The 16,977-nt window shown below is 59.5% G+C and carries 14 protein-coding genes; 1 reads left to right on the top strand and 13 read right to left on the bottom strand.

Annotated elements, in window-relative coordinates:
* Window positions 1-28 precede the first annotated feature (28 nt).
* On the top strand, window positions 29-922 hold the full coding sequence (locus HU765_RS09945; protein ID WP_186620060.1) for a LysR family transcriptional regulator: 894 nt from the start codon (window positions 29-31) through the stop codon (window positions 920-922).
* A 154-nt stretch (window positions 923-1,076) separates the two neighbouring features.
* On the opposite strand, the gene HU765_RS09940 is transcribed toward HU765_RS09945, so the two are convergent.
* From HU765_RS09940 to tssF, 13 genes are all read right to left on the bottom strand, one after another.
* On the bottom strand, window positions 1,077-1,682 hold the full coding sequence (locus HU765_RS09940) for a contractile injection system protein, VgrG/Pvc8 family (RefSeq protein ID WP_346727520.1): 606 nt from the start codon (window positions 1,680-1,682) through the stop codon (window positions 1,077-1,079).
* Window positions 1,683-1,829: 147 nt separating this feature from the next.
* Window positions 1,830-2,123 carry a hypothetical protein gene (locus HU765_RS09935; protein WP_186620046.1) on the bottom strand — a complete coding sequence of 98 codons (294 nt, stop codon included), beginning with the start codon at window positions 2,121-2,123 and terminating at the stop codon, window positions 1,830-1,832.
* Window positions 2,124-2,130: 7 nt separating this feature from the next.
* The gene (locus tag HU765_RS09930; RefSeq protein WP_186620045.1) at window positions 2,131-2,430 is read right to left on the bottom strand and encodes a DUF2380 domain-containing protein; all 300 of its coding nucleotides are present in this window, start codon (window positions 2,428-2,430) and stop codon (window positions 2,131-2,133) included.
* 78 nt (window positions 2,431-2,508) lie between these two features.
* On the bottom strand, window positions 2,509-2,841 hold the full coding sequence (locus HU765_RS09925) for a hypothetical protein (protein WP_186620044.1): 333 nt from the start codon (window positions 2,839-2,841) through the stop codon (window positions 2,509-2,511).
* Between the two features lie 16 nt (window positions 2,842-2,857).
* The gene (locus HU765_RS09920; RefSeq protein WP_186620043.1) at window positions 2,858-7,489 is read right to left on the bottom strand and encodes an RHS repeat-associated core domain-containing protein; all 4,632 of its coding nucleotides are present in this window, start codon (window positions 7,487-7,489) and stop codon (window positions 2,858-2,860) included.
* 49 nt (window positions 7,490-7,538) lie between these two features.
* Window positions 7,539-7,967 (bottom strand): DcrB-related protein, encoded by a 429-nt coding sequence (locus HU765_RS09915; protein ID WP_186620042.1) that lies wholly within the window; start codon window positions 7,965-7,967, stop codon window positions 7,539-7,541.
* Window positions 7,968-8,016: 49 nt separating this feature from the next.
* The gene (gene tssI / locus HU765_RS09910; RefSeq protein WP_186620034.1) at window positions 8,017-9,948 is read right to left on the bottom strand and encodes a type VI secretion system tip protein TssI/VgrG; all 1,932 of its coding nucleotides are present in this window, start codon (window positions 9,946-9,948) and stop codon (window positions 8,017-8,019) included.
* An 88-nt stretch (window positions 9,949-10,036) separates the two neighbouring features.
* Window positions 10,037-10,549, bottom strand: coding sequence for an Hcp family type VI secretion system effector (locus tag HU765_RS09905; protein ID WP_186620028.1), 513 nt, complete (start codon window positions 10,547-10,549; stop codon window positions 10,037-10,039).
* A gap of 105 nt (window positions 10,550-10,654) precedes the next feature.
* A complete protein-coding gene (icmH, locus tag HU765_RS09900) occupies window positions 10,655-11,500 on the bottom strand; it encodes a type IVB secretion system protein IcmH/DotU (protein ID WP_186620026.1) in 846 nt (281 codons plus the stop codon).
* A complete protein-coding gene (tssK, locus tag HU765_RS09895) occupies window positions 11,493-12,839 on the bottom strand; it encodes a type VI secretion system baseplate subunit TssK (protein ID WP_186620025.1) in 1,347 nt (448 codons plus the stop codon). The genes icmH and tssK overlap by 8 nt, the downstream gene beginning before the upstream one ends.
* A gap of 37 nt (window positions 12,840-12,876) precedes the next feature.
* A complete protein-coding gene (gene tssJ / locus HU765_RS09890) occupies window positions 12,877-14,226 on the bottom strand; it encodes a type VI secretion system lipoprotein TssJ (RefSeq protein ID WP_186620023.1) in 1,350 nt (449 codons plus the stop codon).
* Window positions 14,223-15,245, bottom strand: a complete 1,023-nt coding sequence (tssG, locus tag HU765_RS09885) for a type VI secretion system baseplate subunit TssG (protein WP_186620020.1) — start codon at window positions 15,243-15,245, stop codon at window positions 14,223-14,225. The genes tssJ and tssG overlap by 4 nt, the downstream gene beginning before the upstream one ends.
* Window positions 15,209-16,975 carry a type VI secretion system baseplate subunit TssF gene (gene tssF / locus HU765_RS09880; RefSeq protein ID WP_186620011.1) on the bottom strand — a complete coding sequence of 589 codons (1,767 nt, stop codon included), beginning with the start codon at window positions 16,973-16,975 and terminating at the stop codon, window positions 15,209-15,211. The genes tssG and tssF overlap by 37 nt, the downstream gene beginning before the upstream one ends.
* Between the last annotated feature and the right edge of the window lie 2 nt (window positions 16,976-16,977).

Below are 16,977 nucleotides of genomic sequence, written 5' to 3'. Positions count from 1 at the left end.
GCAAATCCCAAACAATCGAGGGGCGCGGATGGACCGGTTCGATGCAATGCAGGCCTTTGCCCGGGTGGTCGAGGCGGGCAGTTTCACCAAGGCCGCCGAGACCTTGCACATGAGCAAGACCACCGTCACCCAACTGGTGCAGCAACTTGAGGCCCGCTTGCGGGTCAGGTTGCTCAATCGCACCACGCGCAAAGTCAACGTCACCGCCGACGGCGCGGCGTATTACGAGCGGGTGATCAAGCTGCTGGCCGATCTGGACGACGCCGAAACCAGCCTGCCCGGCGCTGCAACACTGCCGCGGGGGCGTTTGCGGGTCGACGTACCGAGCCCGTTCGCGCGGCTGATTCTGGTGCCGGCCTTGCCAGCGTTTCATGCGCGCTACCCGGATATCCAGATCGACATGGGCGTCAGCGACCGCATCGTCGACATCATCGATGAGAACGTCGATTGCGTGGTGCGCGGTGGCGAACTGCTCGACCAATCGTTGATGGCGCGCAAGGTCGCTGATCTGCCATTGGGCGTGTTTGCCGCGCCAGTGTATCTGGCTCGCGAGGGCACGCCGGCGCATCCGCTGGAACTGGAAGACTCCCATCACCGCGTCGTCGCTTTTCTCTGGGCCCGCACGGGCAAACCCGTGCCTTATGCCTTGCACAACGGCCATGAACATCTGCAAATCAAAGGCCGCCACGTGCTCGCGGTCGATGACGGCAACGCCTACCTCGCGGCGGGCCTCGCCGGGTTGGGCGTGCTGTGGTTGCCCACGTACATGTCTGACGCGCCTGTGGCAAACGGAGAATTGCTGCCGCTATTCGAAGACTGGCAGCTTGAACCGATGCCCCTTTACATCGCCTACCCGCCGAACCGGCATGTCAGCCTCAAGTTGCGGGTGTTTATTGATTGGGTGGTGGAGTTGATGGCGTAAGAGAGTGGTAGGGCTAGGGGAAGGCAAAGACCAGTGCGACTCTTGATGGTCATCCGCGTCTTGTGTTTGGGCAGTTGGAAGGGCGGCAGGTTGGTCTGTCTGTATGCGCTGCCTGTCGCCAGCGGCTGGTCGGGATCCCTGTCTAAATAGCTGATCACCAATTGCTGACCCACACGCGGGATGGCCATCGAGCCCCCGAGTCGCCGCCACCCATGGCCTGGTAGATCACCGGGCAATCGGTGTGGATGCCGATGGTGCCCAGTCCGCCGACGCGGTCGCTCAGGATCAGCGTGTGGCCGTCGGCACGGTGTTCGAAGGTGTAGAGCAGGCCTTCCTCGGCGGCGAGGCGGGCGATGAAGTAGAGGTCGGTTTCGCCGGCCTGCACACAGTATTCGCGGGGTTGGTGCTCGAAGCAGATTTCGCTGCGGATGTCGGTGAGCTTTTGTCCGGCGAGCACGTTGGTGATGATGTCGGGCACGGTCTGGGCCTGGAAGATGCGCCAGTTGGAGCGTAGATCGAAACGCTTCAGGGTCGGCTCGACCACGGCGGTGTAACGGGTGCGGCGAAAGGCGGTGTCGCCCCGCTGGAACAGGCTGACCAGGCCATGGACGTAGCGGCCACCAGATTGTCGCTGGCGTCGTACTGGTAGTCTTTCTATAACAGCGGCAGCGCTTCGCGGGTGGCGTTGCGGTAGTGCAGGGCTTTCTGACTGAGACGACCGCTGCGGGTGGGGGGGCAGGCTGCCTTGGGTATGCAGCACTTAGTCGTGCAGTAGCGCTCGAAATCGTTGGTTACCCCTGCCGTTGAGGTTGAGATGATGCAGGTGGCCGCTGCCGTAGCTCATCAGGTTGTTGAGTTAGCGCAGATCGGCAGGGTGAAGGTTTGAAATGGTCTGTGAGTGATTTTATCATGGCTTTTTGGAAGCTCTAGACAGTAGCTCGGTTGCTCGATCAATTTCATAAGTTAACGCTTCATCGTCATTCTGGAACGTTAGAGCTCTATTTAAAGTGCGGATCGCCTCTTCAGGTGAACCCAGCTCAATTAGTAACTCACCAAGGCATACCAATGATTGAATTAGTGTCACTGTGTCATTGGTATCGTTTGCCTGGGAGATGACATCTTCCAGTTTTTGGCGGCCCCTCTCCACGTCTCCACGGTCTAGTAACAAAAGCGCCTTCTGAAATTCGAGTTCGGTTTTCATATTGATTTCATTTGCATCCATATTTTTTGGCGAAGGTTCTTGATGATTTGGGGATGTTGTACTGCCTCATCATGTTTTTTATATTTCTTTGTAGATCGGACTTCTTAAAGTCTGGGTTTTCGGTGAACCAATTTTTCCATTGTTGATTCCAGCCGGATTTATGAATGTTGGAGTGCTGGGCATTGGGGATTCGTGAAATCTGTCGGTGAATATAGTTCTCTGGATCTGGTATTCCAGCCTTTTTCATCTGAGCTAAGAAGGCTTCGTCTTTCATCATCGCCTGAGGGATCAAATGGTGATCTCTCATGGACGCAGGGCCGTACCGATCTCTCCAAGTTATTGCATTGGTTGAATTTAGATTTGACTTTAAATTTCTAGTCTTGACTTAACTTGGGTCGTAGAAGTCATCGTTCTCTAAATAGTAATTTAAGGCATGCACGTAATCGTGGATGTTAGAGTTGTGAGTCCTGTCTCTTTGAAAGTCGATGACGCTCTTGAAAATTTCAACATCCAGTAAGTAAGATGCATTGTTGGTTTGGGCAAGGCGTGGCAGTTGATCTTCGGTCAGGTCTTCAAGTTCGTCGTCTCCCTCTAGTAGTAAAATTTCAGTTTTTGTAGGGGAGATTTCCCAAGACTGCTTATTTGTAAAAAGTGTTCCGCTCCAGTCTAGTGATTCATAGGTTGCGATTAGCTCGGGCAATGATTTGAATTTTTTCACTTGATAGCTCCAGAGATTATCTACAAAGGGATCCGCCGCCCCATATTTTTCGGCCACCCTTACCTTTAGGGTGGTAGTCGTTATGTCTGCTTTTATGATCGGCTGTGTCAACCAACTGTAGTAGTCCTCCGGCTCGACCGTGATGATGCCATGTTGTGTTTTTGAAGGATTTTCCTCTAAATGTTCCGAATTTTGTAGGTGATACATGTTTGTAAATGCCGGGATACTTGGACTCCAGTCGGTTCTTTAATGAGGCATCATTTTTCATTGCGTAGTAGAGCTGCCTGTTCGATTCACTAAAGTGTGCGGGATCCCCCATGCGATACATTTCTCGCGAAGGTAGACGGGCTTCAAAAAATACATCGTATTCGCCCGGTGAGTGACTCGCCAGGCCCCATGGGTCAACCCACCCAATCGGGTTCGGCGCATACTGATAGAGGTTCAAACCTCCTGATAACCCAATCGGATCCGGCTGGGTAAACCGCCCCACATCCGGATCAAAAAACCTGAAGGTGTTGTAGTGCAGCCCGGTTTCGCGGTCAAGGTACTGGCCTTGAAAACGCAGGTTCTGTTCACGCCCTGGCTGCTGATCATGCCATTCGTCCCGCGCCTTGCCCCAGGCCTGGTACTCGCTGTGCCACACCGTGTTGCCGGCGGTGTCGGTGAGCTGTTCCGGCAGCCCGGCCAGGTTGGTGTGGAAGTAGAAGATCGCCTCGCTACCCGGTTTGCCATCGACACGGGCCAAGGGTTCATAGCTGGCTGGGTCTGCGTAGACATAGAGGCTGGGCCTGCCGTCCTGCACCTCTTCCAGCAGCCGCAACCCTTGCCAGTGGAACAGCGTGCGGTTGCTCGGCTCGCTGGCGTCGTCGTTGTACACCTGCTTGCTGATGCGCCGGCCCAGTGGATCGTAGCCAAACACCACGCGTTGGCGCAGGGCGCCGTTCTGTTGATGTACTTCGATCAGTCGGTGTTCGGCGTCGTACTCGAAACGCTGAATACGGCAGCTGCCACTGCGCTTTTCGCTCAGCCGCCCAAAGCGGTCATAGCGATAACGCTTGTCCTGATACACATGCACGCGGTTGTGCTTGATCAGCCCATTGACCCGACAGCCATCGAACAGGTTGCCGGCCGCGTCGTAGTTGAGGCTCTCGATATGCTGGCCCAACGACGTGGGGCCGCTGCGGTGCATGCTTTGGATCTGCTCGACGGGGTTGTAGCCATATTGGGCGCTGCCTTGATAGGACTTGCCGGTTGTTGCCTGATTGTGAAATCGCCCGATCAGGCTGTCGTCATTGGCCGCTGCGGTCGGGCGGCTGCTGCCGGGACGCTGGGTCTGGGTGAGTATTTCGGCCACCAGGTTGTCGCTGGCGTCGTACTGGTAGTCCTTCTGCAACAACGGCAACACCTCGCGGGCCACCTGCTGGTAGTGCAGGGTTTTCTGGCTGAGTCGGCCATTGCGGTCGTAACGGATGCGGGTGTGCAGGGCGCCCTGGGTGCGCAGCACTTCCTCGCGCAGTGAGTCGCGCTCGAAGTCGCTGATCACTCGGCCGCCCAGATTGATTTGATGCAGATGGCCGCTGCCGTAGTACAGGTGATTGAGTTGGCGCTGGTCGGGCAGGGTCAGGGTTTGCAGGTTGCCCAGTTCGTCGTAGTCGTACTGCAGCAGGCCGGCGCTGTTGGTCTCGCTGAGCAGTTGGCCGAGGGCGTCGTAGGTATAGTCGAGCCGCTGCTGGTCACCTTGGTTATCGGTAAAACTGATCGCCAGCAGGTTGTCGGCGTTATCGTAGGCATACTCGGCGACGCCATCGTCGGTGCGTTTGCGGATCAGGCGGCCGAGGGCGTCACGCTCGAAATGATGTACCAGTGGCGTGTGCGGTTCGGCGCTGTCCTTGCTATCCAGATCAGGTTCTGCATTCGGCGCGGGGATATGGCGGATGCCGGTGACCTCGCCCAACGGGTCGTACTGGTAGATATGTCCGCTGCCGTCCAGATCTTGCTGGGCCAGCAGGCGGTCCAGCGCGTCCCACTCGAAGCGGTAGCGTTCGTGGTTTTCATTGCTCAGGTGCAGCAGGCGACCATAAGCGTCGTAGCCAAACTCGACGCTGTGGCCGAGGGCGTCAACCCGCTGGACCAGCCGGCCACTGCGGTCATAACGCAGGCGGGTGATGTGCTGGGCCGGGTCGGTATAGGCGGTCAGTTGGCCTGCGGCGTCGATATCGTAGCGATCGATTCGGCCGTCGGGGCGTTCGCTTTCGATCAGATAACCACGGGCGTCGTAACGGTAATGAGTGTGCTCGCCGCGGGCGTTGATGCTTTCGCACAGGCGCCCGTCGGTGTCGTAGTGGTACAGCGTTTGCGCATTGGAACAATCGCGGTAACTGACTAACTGCCCGTGCGCGTTCCAGCTCAGGTACTTGGTCTTGTCCAGCGCGTCGGTGACGCGTACCACCCGGCCTTCGGGATCGTAGTGGTAGTGTGTCGTGCGGCCCAGCGGATCCGCTTCCCAGAGCAGGTTGCCCTGGGCGTCGTAGCGGGAACGGTACGTGCACCCGGCAGTGTCGGTGACTTCGACAGGCAATGCCCAGTGCCGCAGGTAGCGGATGTGTTCGCTACGCCCCAATGGATCGCGCGTCTCGATCAGGCGGCCGATGTCATCATAGCTGTAGTGCCATTCGCCGTCCTGTGGATCGACACTCTTCATCAATTGCCCGGCGATGATTTCCTCCTGCCAGCAATTGCTCAGGGGATCGATATGCTTGTAGATCTCATAGAACGGGCCCCAATAGTAATGGTCTTGGCGCCCAAGACTGTCGGTGACGTGGGTTTCACCCCGTTCCAGGTCGTATTCGAATCGATACTCTTCGCCGTCGCTGCCCCAGTGGCGGGTGACGCGCCATTCGTGGTCGGGTTGCGGCTCCAATAGTGGCGGAAGTTGGTACGCGGTGCCGTCTGCACGCTTGGGTGTGGGGCGGTTCTCGGGGATGGCAAAGCGTGCCCATTCGTACTCGCGGACGGCGCCACTGGCGATCTGGTGGCTGTTCAGGTAGCCCTCGGCGGTGTAGGTGAAGCGGCGGACCACGTGGTCGGTGGCGTCCAACACTTCATGCAACTGACCTCTGCGTGTGTAGCGATAGCTGGCCAGCGTCTTGTTGCGCTCGATGCTGGGGTTTTCGCCGGCTTTCAGGAATACACGAGACACCTTGCTGACACGCTTTGGATGGTGTTGATCATAGTGAAGCTGCACAACGGTTTGGCTGTACTTGTCGACGAGGTAGTGCAGGCAGCCCTGTTCGTCGTACAGCATGTCGAGGACGTTGAGGTTGCGGTCGCCCAAGCGGATCAGTCGCGAGCGTTGCGGGTCATGCGGGTCAGGCTGGAAAACCTGATAGCGGCCTGCGTAGATGTCTTCGACAACGGTCTGACCATCCTCCAACTGGAAGAAGGCCAAGCCATCGATGGCGCTGACGAACGCATTGCCGGCTATGAGTTGGCCCAGCTCCAGGCGGTTGCCTGTCTCGTCGACATAGATCCATAGCTCGCCGCCGTGGGGATGCGGGACACGGACGATTTCCACCTCATAGGGAACGCTCCAGCCCCGACCGAAAAGACCGTTGGTTCGGGAGTCGTTGCTGTCGTAGCTTCGGGCCCACTCGATGCCCAGCAACCCAGGTAGGCTGAAGTCGACGTCTTCTTCACCGCCGAGGATTTTGCCACCGGTGGAAACCTGCACGGGATTGCCTTTGAGCCCAGGGATTGTGAATTTAATTTTCGTTTCTGAACACCGACGACGGCGAGCCCCCATTCGTCGGGATATAAGCAGTGCCGCTACAATCCCCACGATCTGCGCAGTCTTGCTTTTGCCATTGTGAATGTTCCGAACGGTCACCGTTCCGCCGCCAATACGCACATTGGGCGAGACGTTGGCGTTTACATCAATGGTGGCATCGCAGGTGGCCTTATCTCCCGAGCGTGCCGCCGGCCGACTATTGATCTGCACCTTGTCTGAGCCCTGTGCGATGTAGGTCTCAGGCATGGGGGGATGACGGGTGCAGGTGATCTTGTCTTCTTCCTTGGGGGTGAACCCCGGCGCTGCGGAGGTTGTTACTGGAGGGTTGAAAATTTGATGAACCGTGTCAAAGAAGTCTTTGACCAACTTGAAGGGAGGAAATGCATATCCCAGAGCCGTTTGGGCTATCGCACTTACGTTCTCCAGAACTGAGGGCTCCTCGCCTTTTTCCTCTTCTTCAGACCCATTGGGGGAACTGATCGCCGCAGCGCGAGCGGCGGGTTTGCCATTGATAAAGGTATTTTTGGAGCCGCTTTTGATTTCGCCTAAGACCGTCGGAGACGACATTGCGTTGCCAACGGAGTCGCTAAAGTCGGAGATGGCGTCACCGATACTTCGATCCTCTCCTATGGGCATCGAGCTCATGGCGCCTACCGCAACGCCGGCAGCCATCCCGATTACAATCCCGAACGCGCCGCCCGTGAAGGCGGTGCCCACGACAGCAAGACCAATAGCCGCAGTCACCGCCAACGCAGCTGCCGCATAGATGACAGTTTCCACTGCTGCGCTGATCAATTCGGCGAGGAGTGATGGGTGAAGAATGGCGTCACCCTGCCGGGCGGCGTGGACAATTTGTGCCATTGGCAAGTAGCTCCTTGCTGATCGAGAACCGGTTTCTTAGGGGAGAAGTTCAGGAAAAGCGCAGCGTTTGCTTGATGGCGCGCCAATGGCTGATATCGCCGTCGCTTAATGGGCCTTGTTTGCTGTAGTTGAGAACCAGCATGCGTTGTTGGCCGGGGATCAGACAGGCGACCTGCAACTGGAAGTTAGACTTGTCGCCGGTCATGAACTGGACGGCCATTTCTCGGCCCTCCACTTGCTGCTGGTGCCCCACGTGCGTGATTTGTGCCGGTGTGATGCTCAATGCTTGAGTCTTGTTGCGCAGTTGATCCAGCTGAGCCGTCAGTGCTTCATCCAGGGTCTGCTGTTTACCAACGGGACTGCGGGCAATCACCAGCGTGGTATTTCGCGCTTGAAAGCGCAGGACGTTCAGTGTCGCGTCCTCGGGTGTTTCATCTGCAAAATCAAGGATTACATCATGGGTCAGATAATCAGCCATTGCAGGCACGTCCTTTTCTTTGATAGCTGGGTAATGAGAAGGGTGGGGGCTATGCAAAATGCCCATCTACACCGGCCTTCAGCGCACCACTGTCTTGCCCATTCGCGGTAGCGCCGGCCGCCGCACCTTCCGGGTTAAGGTCGAGTTTTGCGCTCAGCGTGTTGATCTGGCCGGTCTGCGCACCGGTAATGTTGAATTCCTCGCACGTGATGTTCAGCTTGCCGTTTGCATGCAGCTCAATGAGCGTCTTGCCGCACTTCAAACGCAGCGTGCCGCCAACTTCGATCTCGTACTCGCCGACGACCGTGTCGTTCTTGTTGCCACCGACTTTCACGGTGTCGTTGGTCCTCACCACGCGTGCACGATTTCGACCGACACTGACGTTTTCGTCATGACCGATACTCTTGGTTCTGTCCGCTCCAATAGTCAGGGTCTGGTTGTTCTTGACCACGGTGTTCTGGTCTTTCTGAGCATGGATAAACACCTCCTCCTGGCCCAGCTCATCCTCAAAGCGCAGCTCATTGAAACCTTCGCCCTTATGGGTTCGGCTCTTGATGGTCATCCGCGTCTTGTGTTTGGGCAGTTCGTAGGGCGGCAGGTTGGTTTGGCGGTAGGTCCGCCCCGTGGCGATCGGCTGGTCAGGATCGCCGTCCAAAAAGCTGATGATCAGTTCCTGATTGATCCGAGGCACGGCCATGGCGCCCCAAGTCGCACCGGCCCAGCCTTGGGCCACACGAATCCAGCACGAGCTCTGGTCGTTGTTTTTGTCCGAGCGATCCCAAGGAAACTGCACCTTGACCCGGCCCCATTCATCGCAATAAATCTCTTCACCGGGAGGCCCAACCACCGTGGCGATCTGCGGGCCGTCGATGCAGGGTTTGTCGCGCATCGGAGCCTTCCAGTCCGAGGTCCAGCGGATGGCACTGGCTTTCAACGAGTAAGAGGTTCCGAGGCCGCTACCAAAGGATTCTTCCTGCAAACTGGTGTGCTGCTTGCCCTCGTGCTTGATGGCGATGGTGCGCCAACGATCATTGAAGTCCTCGCGGGGATGATCGTTGAGGTCGAAGGCCAACCCCGGTTGCAGACGTTGATCGTCGCCTTCCACATGGGCCAATTTGGCGTCGTTGCGCAGGGCTGCCAGGCGGGTCTTGGTAAAGGGCTTGCCGGCGATATCCCGTTTGTAGCGCCCGGGATAGTCGTACCGTTCGTAGTCCTTGTGCTGGTTGTTCAGGTCCTGGTCGCCGGTGGCGGTGTGTTGCTGGTTGTAGCGCGGGTGGGTGAAGGTGTAGTCGCGCTGTACCTGCACGGCAGTGCGCACCTGTTCGGTGTAGTGGAAGCGGGTCAGGGCCGGCTCCATGGAATCGCCGCCACCCATGGGCTGGTAGATCACCGGACAGTCGGTGTGGGTGCCGATGGTCCCCAGTCCGCCGACGCGGTCGGTCAGGATCAGCGTGTGGCCGTCGGCGCGGTGTTCGAAGGTGTAGAGCAGGCCTTCTTCGGCGGCGAGGCGGGCGATGAAGTCGAGGTCGGTTTCGCCGGCCTGCACACAGTATTCGCGGGGTTGGTGCTCGAAGCAGATTTCGCTGCGGATGTCGGTGAGCTTTTGTTCGGCGAGCACGTTGATGATGATGTCGGGCACGGTCTGGCTCTGGAAAATCCGCCAGTTGGAACGCAAGTCGAAACGCTTCAGGGTCGGCTCGACCACGGCGGTATAGCGGGTGCGGCGAAAGCCGGTGTCGCCTTGTTGGAACAGGCTGACCAAACCATGGACGTAGCGCACCGGGGTGTCGTCGCGCCAGATGGTGAACACGGCGGCCAGGTCGAGCATGCGGTAGAAGTCGATGGCTGGGTGGTGACTGACCAGCTCCAGTTCGAGTTTGAAGGGCTGGGAGAGTCCTTCTTCAAGGGTAAACGAGACCACTTCGAAGGGATCGCCCCGCAGCGGTTCGAAGGTGTAACGCAGGTCGCTTTGACGGGGCATGAGACCTCCTTGTGGTGAGTGAGGGGGCAGTTGATCAGTGGGGACTGAACATTCCGCCGCCTGCGCGGCGGAACGTGCCGGTTGGCGATTAAGCCGGTTTGCGCCAGTCGTCGGACGCTTCGGTGCCGGCTACGACATGGCTCCAGCTGACCTTGCGATACGCCAGGCTGGTCTTGATCAGTTGGCTGTAGTTTTGGTTGTCGCTGTTCTGGGCATGGGGCAGCACGGTGTGGATGTCGACGACGGTGGCGTCTTCCAGTTTGGTGGTGAAGAAGTGCTCCTGTTTGCCATCGGTCGAGGTGCGGAACCACTTGACCTCAACGGTCGGCAGCATTTCCCCGGTGGCCAGGGCCTGATAGAGCAGCGGCGAGGCTTTGCTCAAGGCGCTGGTGAACGTCAGCGGCTTGTGCACCCGTTGTCCGGATGGCTGACCGCTCTGTGGATCGGTGGGGGTACCGATTGCGTGGTCGATTTCCTGGGCGAGGATTTCGTCTTCGTGACCTTCCACATAAACGTTGCCCACCGAGTCAGCGGTGAACGCGCCCTTGGTGATATGCCCTTGGTTTTTGCCGTGGATGCTGATGTACGCGGGTGTTGGCATGACAAACTCCTTGTCGCGATCAAGTAACGACCCTTGTAGGTCGCGGGTTATGGCCGACACGGCCATGGCTTTGCAGGCGCTCGGGATGAGTGCGCTGAAAATCGGTTACAGGTGCAGCACCCGCTCCAGCGACACCAGCACTTGCTGGGTGATGGTGTTCAGGCGGATGGAGTAAATCGTGTAGGCCACCGTCAGCACGACGGCGGCCATAGCCCAGGGCGTCCACAGCGGCCAGGCGCGTTTGATTCGGTAGTTGCGCGGCGCGACGTTTTTCAGCGGGTCGGTCAGGCGTTTGGGTGTCTCGCCGCGCAAGGGGCGCAACAGGCCGTGCAGTTGGTCGATGATTTTCTGTATTTCGTCATCGCCGTTGATATGGACGCCGTATTTCCCTTTAAGACCGGAGATCAGGCACTGGTACATGAACTCCAGCACGTGCTGGTATCGGGCCGCTTCGGGGATCATGTTGTTCATCACGGTGAAGAATTTTTCACCACCTTGGGTTTCCCCGTGGAACTGGCTGAGCAACGAGCGTGCACTCCAGCTGGAGAGCTTGCCCCAGGTGGTGCGCATGACCACCTCGTCCACCAGCAGGCACAGGCTGTAGGAGTAGGCCTTGAGCATGCCAGCGTCGTAGTCGAGCAGGCTGACTTCCTCCATGATTGTGGTGATCTGGTTGCTGACACTCAGGTACAGCGCAGGTACGTCATCGTGCTGGTCCAAACGGCGCAGGCGGATGACCAGGCCGATCAGCGGCGTGGCGGCATCGCACAGCGGGTTCCAGGCCACGCCGCGCAAGTCGAATTCAGGGTCGGCGAGCAGCACGGGCGGCTTTGGCTTGGTCTGCTCCTTAACGGAGTCCGGTTCTTTGCTGCCGGTCGCCTGTTGCAAATAACCCAACAGCTGATGGTTGCCCGCAGGTGGCGGGGTTTTGGTGGGCGTTGCTTCACTCATCTCTCTCACTCCTGATCGCCCAGAACTGCAACTCCAGTTCCGGGAATTCACCGGCAATATGAAAACCGAACCCGCTGCCACTGCTCAGGCTTTGCCAAGCGGGGTGATGCCGGTCGAGCTCGAAATAGCTGAATCCGGCATGGAAGGGCAGGTGCCGCGGCGCCACCGGCAGCGGCCGCAATGGGATGCCCGGCAGTTGCAGGCTGACCAGTTGCTCCAGCCCTTCGGTAGAGGTGATCTTGATCTGCTTGGGCAGTTGCTGACGCAGGGTCTCGGCGGGCAGTTCGGCGCGCACTGCCAGAATGAATTCGGCGTTGTCCAGCAGGCGTTTGTCGTTCAAGGCGGCGCTGCGCACGCCGTATTGCTGCTCGATGATCGGCAACGACACGGCGCGCGGTTGCAACACGGTGCCGAGGGCGCGGCGCAGGGTGTGTTCCAGCACCTGGAAGGATTCGCGCAGGTTGTCGTGCTGGTAGGCCGGGTATTCCTGGGGCAGGTGGCCCTCATCGGTAAAGGTCACCAGTTCACCGCAGGCCTGGGCCAGGGCGATGTACAGCCGCTCCGGGTGGACCTGATGCTGACGGGCCAGGTGCTGGAACAACGGGAACAAGCGGTTGAGGGTTTGCAGCAGGTTGAAGTCAGTGACATCAGCCACACCCGACTGCCCCGGTGAACCGATGCGCTGGGCCAGGTTCTTGGCACGTTCACGCATCAGGCCGGCCACTTCACCCAGGTAGCGGTGCAGTGCCGGCACCGCTTGCAAGGACAGGCTGGTGGGGTAGAAATGCTCGTCCATCACCAGGCTGCCGTCCGGGCGTTTGTCTTTGATTCTGCCCAGGGCAATGCCGGTGAAGGCACTGCGGTCGCTGCGTTCGAGCATCAGTTGCAGGTTGGGCATGGCCAGGTCCATGCCGACCTGATCGCCGTCATCGCTGTGGGTGTCGCGGATTTCCTCGCGGCGGGCGATGTAGCGGCTGTTGCCGTACTGGTCGGGCCAGCGCACTTCGAGGGCTCCGTTGGAGCGCAGTGGCAGGGCCAGGTAGACGATCTGGCCGACCGCGCTGCTGTCAGCGATCTCCAGCGGGGAGGGCGGCGCCAGGTCGTGGGGAATGTCGAAGACACTGCCATCGGGCATGATCCCGCGTGCCCGGGTAATGGCGATTTTGCCGAAGCTCAGGTATTCGTCGTTCAACGTCATTTCGCTGAAGCCATAGAGCGCGTCGTTGAGGCTGTGCAGGCGCTGGTGCACGGCGGCTTCGGCGGCGCGGGCCTGTTGCTGGAAGTGCTGGGGTTTGACGAACAAACCTTCATGCCAGATGACGGGGTTGCGTGAACTCATCGGTAATTACTCTGGGCAAAAACGGCTGGAAAAGGCGTCATCGGGTTTCTCCTTTAAGCTCGACCTGATCGGCGTTCAGATGCACCAGCACGGCGTACTGGCGGCCCTTTGGCTCGACGCGCAAACGCTGTTTCCACTGGCCGACATCGCTGTTGTGGTAATGGGCGATCACCGCGATAAAGCGGGTGTCGTCGTCCAGGGCGCGCAGGTCGATGAACTTGAACTGACCGGGCTGAAGCAGGTAATCGTCGGCGCGGACATAGGTGCTGCCGAGGGTGTCTTTCAGGTCCTCGGTTATCGCTTGCGGACTGGCGTTGACCAGCAGCGAGTCGTCGGTCAGTTGCAACACCTTGAAGGCGATCGGCGTGGCGACGTGCTGCATGGCCGGATCGCCCCACGGCGTGGTCAGGCTCACGCCTTCGGCGTCGTAATCACCCAACAGCGTGTCTTCCAGCGGCGACATCGGCACGACGGGCTCTGGTTTCAGACTCAAGGGCGACTGGGCCGGCACGCTTTCGTACAGATGACCGAGCAGGGTTTGCACTTTGTCCGTCAGCGCCTGCGCACTGGCGGCCTGCACGTTCAGGGTGTAAGGGAGCTGGCTCTCGCCTTCATCCGGTGCCGTGCCGGTGCTGATCAGGCGCGGGTTGACGTTGTCGTTGGCGTACAGGCTCAGGGAATAGCGGCTGGGCTGATCGTCGGGGCCGCCGACCGGGATCGATGGGGTCCAGATCACCTGGCCGATCTTTCCGAGCATGGTGCAGCCGCCCAGGGCCAGGCAGGCCAGCAACAGGGTGCCCAGGCGCAGGTTGCTGAACCGGCTGACGCTGCGCTTGGGCGCGGTCATGCAACTGTCAGGCAAAGGTTCGGGCGGCAGTGCTTCATGCATCGCCCGCAGCGGGTCGCCTTGCTCGGCGAAATCCACGGGCCGACAAAGGCGCTCGAATTCTGCGCAAATGGCAGGTCGTCCATCCGCCGGTGGCCTGCTAGGCGCATCTTCCTGGTGCCACACGTGCATGCCCTCAGGGTGGTCGCCGAGCAGCTCGTCGAGCGAACGCTGCCCTGGGGCATGCTCACCCAACTGCACCGCGACCTGGTACGCACCAATCTGCAACCGATCACCATCGTTGAGGCTCACCGCAATGTTGCGTCCCAACGGCAAGTCATGGCCATTGGCGTAGGTACCGCCGCTGCGGTCGATCACGCAAAAGCGCCCTTCGACGACGCGAATATCACAGTGGTTGGGCCATACACCGTTCTGGCGGTCCTCCAGGCGCCAATCCGCTGTAGCACTGCCGATGCTACCGCCCTGTCGGCCAAACCGGTGAAGGGGCAAATACCCGTGCAGCAGCTGCGCAGGATTGGTGATAAGCAAGGTCAGCGTCATGCGCGCCCCCGAATCCGCACCACGGCGGGATAGCGGTGGCGCTGATGTTCGATAAAACTGGTCCAGCCCAGGTGGGTGCCGCTGGCGCGTTGCAGGTTGAACGGCGGGACGTCTTCTTCGCGCAGCCCCAGTTCCAGGTCGTAGGCGGTGGCATCGCGCAGGAGAAAATCCATTAACTGGCGCAAGCGCCCGAACTGATCGCCGCTGGGCAAGAACTGACGAAAACGCGCCTGGGACAAGTCGGGGATCACCAGGGTGAACTTGCTGGCGCGGGTCCTGCTGCGATCGCCCACCACGAAATCGTTGCCGAGAACACCGTTGGCCTTGCCAAGTGACAGGCGCTGGCGCTGCGGCAAACTCACCGAGCGCGCCTCGAACTCACGGATGTGCACGCCGTGCAGGTCGAAGCAATGCGCGACGATACCGGACACCACCGAGGGCGAGCGGCTGCGGCTGGCGATCAAACCAGCGAAGCTCAGCAGGCGGCCCCACGGTAGGGGCGTCGCACCGCGCAGGTCGTTGTCGTTCAGCCCGACCATGGAAAATACGTAGCGCGAAAAGCGGTCGCTGGCCTCGGCCTGAAAGCGAATGTAGTAGCGGTTCTTGCGCCAGCTGGTGTGCAGCAGGGTCAGCAAGCGATGGTTGAAAAAATCCATGAACGCTGGACGAATCCCGCGCTCCTGGGCCTGCTCGTAAGCCAGTCGGTCCAGGTAATAACCGGGCAGCGGCGAGTCTGTGCCGTGCAGGCCAAAGAAGCTGGTCTGCAAGCGATAGCGCACCTCTTCGCGGTCCTCCTCAATGCGTGCCGCCTCGACCACGTCGGAGGCCGGAAAGCCCAACCCCGCATGGCTTTGCAGGCGCACGCGCCGACGCGTCGCCGCACTCAAGGGACGTGCTTCCAGGTCGTCGCCATGCAAGGCGTGCAAATGCTCCAGCAGACGGTGAAACGAATAGTTCCGCGCGTCGGCCAGCAGCACATCGGCTAGATCACGGGTTGTCTGCCGGTCAACAGTGGCCATTCATAGCACTCGTTGTTGGTGGTATTGATCACTTCCAGGCGATGGAAGGAATTGATGCTCGCGTACAGCGCGAAGAAGTGCGAAAGCACACTGGCGAACAGGTACAGCTCGCCTTCGCAGAGAAAGGCGTTCTGGTTCAGTTGCAAACGGGTTTGTACGCCGCGCACCGGCAAGCCCTTCATCAGCCAGTCGATGGGGGTGGTCACTGCATTCTGGATACCGTTGAGGCGTTTGCGGGTAGCGCGGGCCTGTTGCAGGTCGTGCAGGGCGGCGAAGTCATAGGCGCGGATTACCGCCTTGAGCGGCTCAGCCGACAGCAACGACAGGTAGTTCAGCGACAGGTTGGAAATCAGCGTCCAGTGCAGGCTGGCATCCAGCACCGGCCGGTAGCTTCGGGTCGGCGCAATCAGGTTGGTGTAGGTGGCAAACGACGGCGTGATTTCGGTGGACAGCGACACATCACCCACCCCCAGCAACTGCGGTAGGTCGCGGTTGGTGCAGGTCAGCTCAATCGAGGCTGCTTCACGTTGGCCGATGTACAGGCTCTCGTCGCCACGCACGAAGGCGATGCGATGGCGCAAGCCTTCACGCCCGTGGGACTCCTCGATATGTGTGCGGAAATACAGTGCCGTGCGGCCCCGCGCATGTTCGATCTCATGCTGAAACGACTCGAACGGGGTAAAGCGCCGCAATGGATCACCCTTGCGCTCCTTGTCGGCGGCATCCCAACTGGCCACCTTGTCGACGCTGAAAATCTCGTAGGCTTCGGGGCGGTTGCCGCTGGGGCTGATACGCCGTTCCAGACTGCGCCCATCCAGCGCAATCGGATTGGCGTCGTGACGGAACAGGTTGACCGCCGGCGCGCAGTACAAGTGCAGATCGCTGGTACGCAGGCGAATATCAGGCGGCATGGGCCGGCTGAACTGAAATTCAAAGCGCAGACGGGTGGCGCTGACCTCGGGCCAGACGCGCGCCAGTTGGGTCAGGCTGAAAAAGTGAAAACGCTGCGGGAACACAAAATACTCCTGCAGGATCCGGTAGCCATCGAACACATTGCGCGGGTAGGGCAGCAGCGCCTCGTCGGGTGTGAAACCTGGAAAGCCGATAGCGTTGGCCGACAGGCGATAGCTTTGCTTATCAATGTGCAACGTGACGCTGTCCAGGTAGTGGGCGAGCCACAGGTACAACGTCTGTGCAGTGGCGTTATCCCCGCCCAGATGAAAATCCAGCTGGTCGCAGGCCATGCTGGTCAGCGGTTGCTCGGTCAACACCTTGAGGTCGATGCGCATCACCGAGGCTTCGCGGCTGTGGGCATCGCTGACGTCCTGCAACGCCAATGGGTACAGGTTGACGTCAGTGCAGGTACGAAACTGGCAGGAGATGCCATCCACCGGTTTGGCAAACAACGGCGTGCCTTTGGGGATCACCTGGCGCTGGCTGATCGCATCCGGCAACGGTGTAAAACGGATGATGGTCGCGCTGGGCAGGGGCCGCAGGTAATTGGGCCAAAGCATCTGCAGCAGCGGACGGGTCAGCTCCGGCAAATCGTCGTCGATCTTCAGGCCCAGCTTGGCGGTGAGAAAGGCAAAGCCTTCCAGCAATCGCTCCACGTCGGGGTCGCCGGCCTCGTCGCCGAGAAACTGCGCCAACTGTGGGTTGTCCTCGGCAAACTCGCGACCGAGTTCGCGCAGGTAGCGCAGCTCCTCGGCAAAGCGTTGTTTCAAGTCCATTG

The organism is Pseudomonas sp. SWRI81 (assembly GCF_014268545.1).
GTDB lineage: Bacteria > Pseudomonadota > Gammaproteobacteria > Pseudomonadales > Pseudomonadaceae > Aquipseudomonas > Aquipseudomonas hamedanensis.
Note: the sequence above shows the minus strand (reverse complement) of the source record. Positions and strands in the feature narration are given on the sequence as shown.

Excerpts from the sequence above, each read along its gene's own strand:
- tssI (WP_186620034.1), bottom strand. The coding sequence starts at position 9,948 with ATGCCCCGTCAAAGCGACCTGCGTTACACCTTCGAACCGCTGCGGGGC.
- HU765_RS09905 (WP_186620028.1), bottom strand. The coding sequence starts at position 10,549 with ATGCCAACACCCGCGTACATCAGCATCCACGGCAAAAACCAAGGGCAT.
- tssK (WP_186620025.1), bottom strand. The coding sequence starts at position 12,839 with ATGAGTTCACGCAACCCCGTCATCTGGCATGAAGGTTTGTTCGTCAAA.
- icmH (WP_186620026.1), bottom strand. The coding sequence starts at position 11,500 with ATGAGTGAAGCAACGCCCACCAAAACCCCGCCACCTGCGGGCAACCAT.
- HU765_RS09945 (WP_186620060.1), top strand. The coding sequence starts at position 29 with ATGGACCGGTTCGATGCAATGCAGGCCTTTGCCCGGGTGGTCGAGGCG.
- HU765_RS09915 (WP_186620042.1), bottom strand. The coding sequence starts at position 7,967 with ATGGCTGATTATCTGACCCATGATGTAATCCTTGATTTTGCAGATGAA.
- HU765_RS09935 (WP_186620046.1), bottom strand. The coding sequence starts at position 2,123 with ATGAAAACCGAACTCGAATTTCAGAAGGCGCTTTTGTTACTAGACCGT.
- tssG (WP_186620020.1), bottom strand. The coding sequence starts at position 15,245 with ATGGCCACTGTTGACCGGCAGACAACCCGTGATCTAGCCGATGTGCTG.
- tssF (WP_186620011.1), bottom strand. The coding sequence starts at position 16,975 with ATGGACTTGAAACAACGCTTTGCCGAGGAGCTGCGCTACCTGCGCGAA.
- HU765_RS09920 (WP_186620043.1), bottom strand. The coding sequence starts at position 7,489 with ATGGCACAAATTGTCCACGCCGCCCGGCAGGGTGACGCCATTCTTCAC.
- HU765_RS09930 (WP_186620045.1), bottom strand. The coding sequence starts at position 2,430 with ATGAGAGATCACCATTTGATCCCTCAGGCGATGATGAAAGACGAAGCC.
- tssJ (WP_186620023.1), bottom strand. The coding sequence starts at position 14,226 with ATGACGCTGACCTTGCTTATCACCAATCCTGCGCAGCTGCTGCACGGG.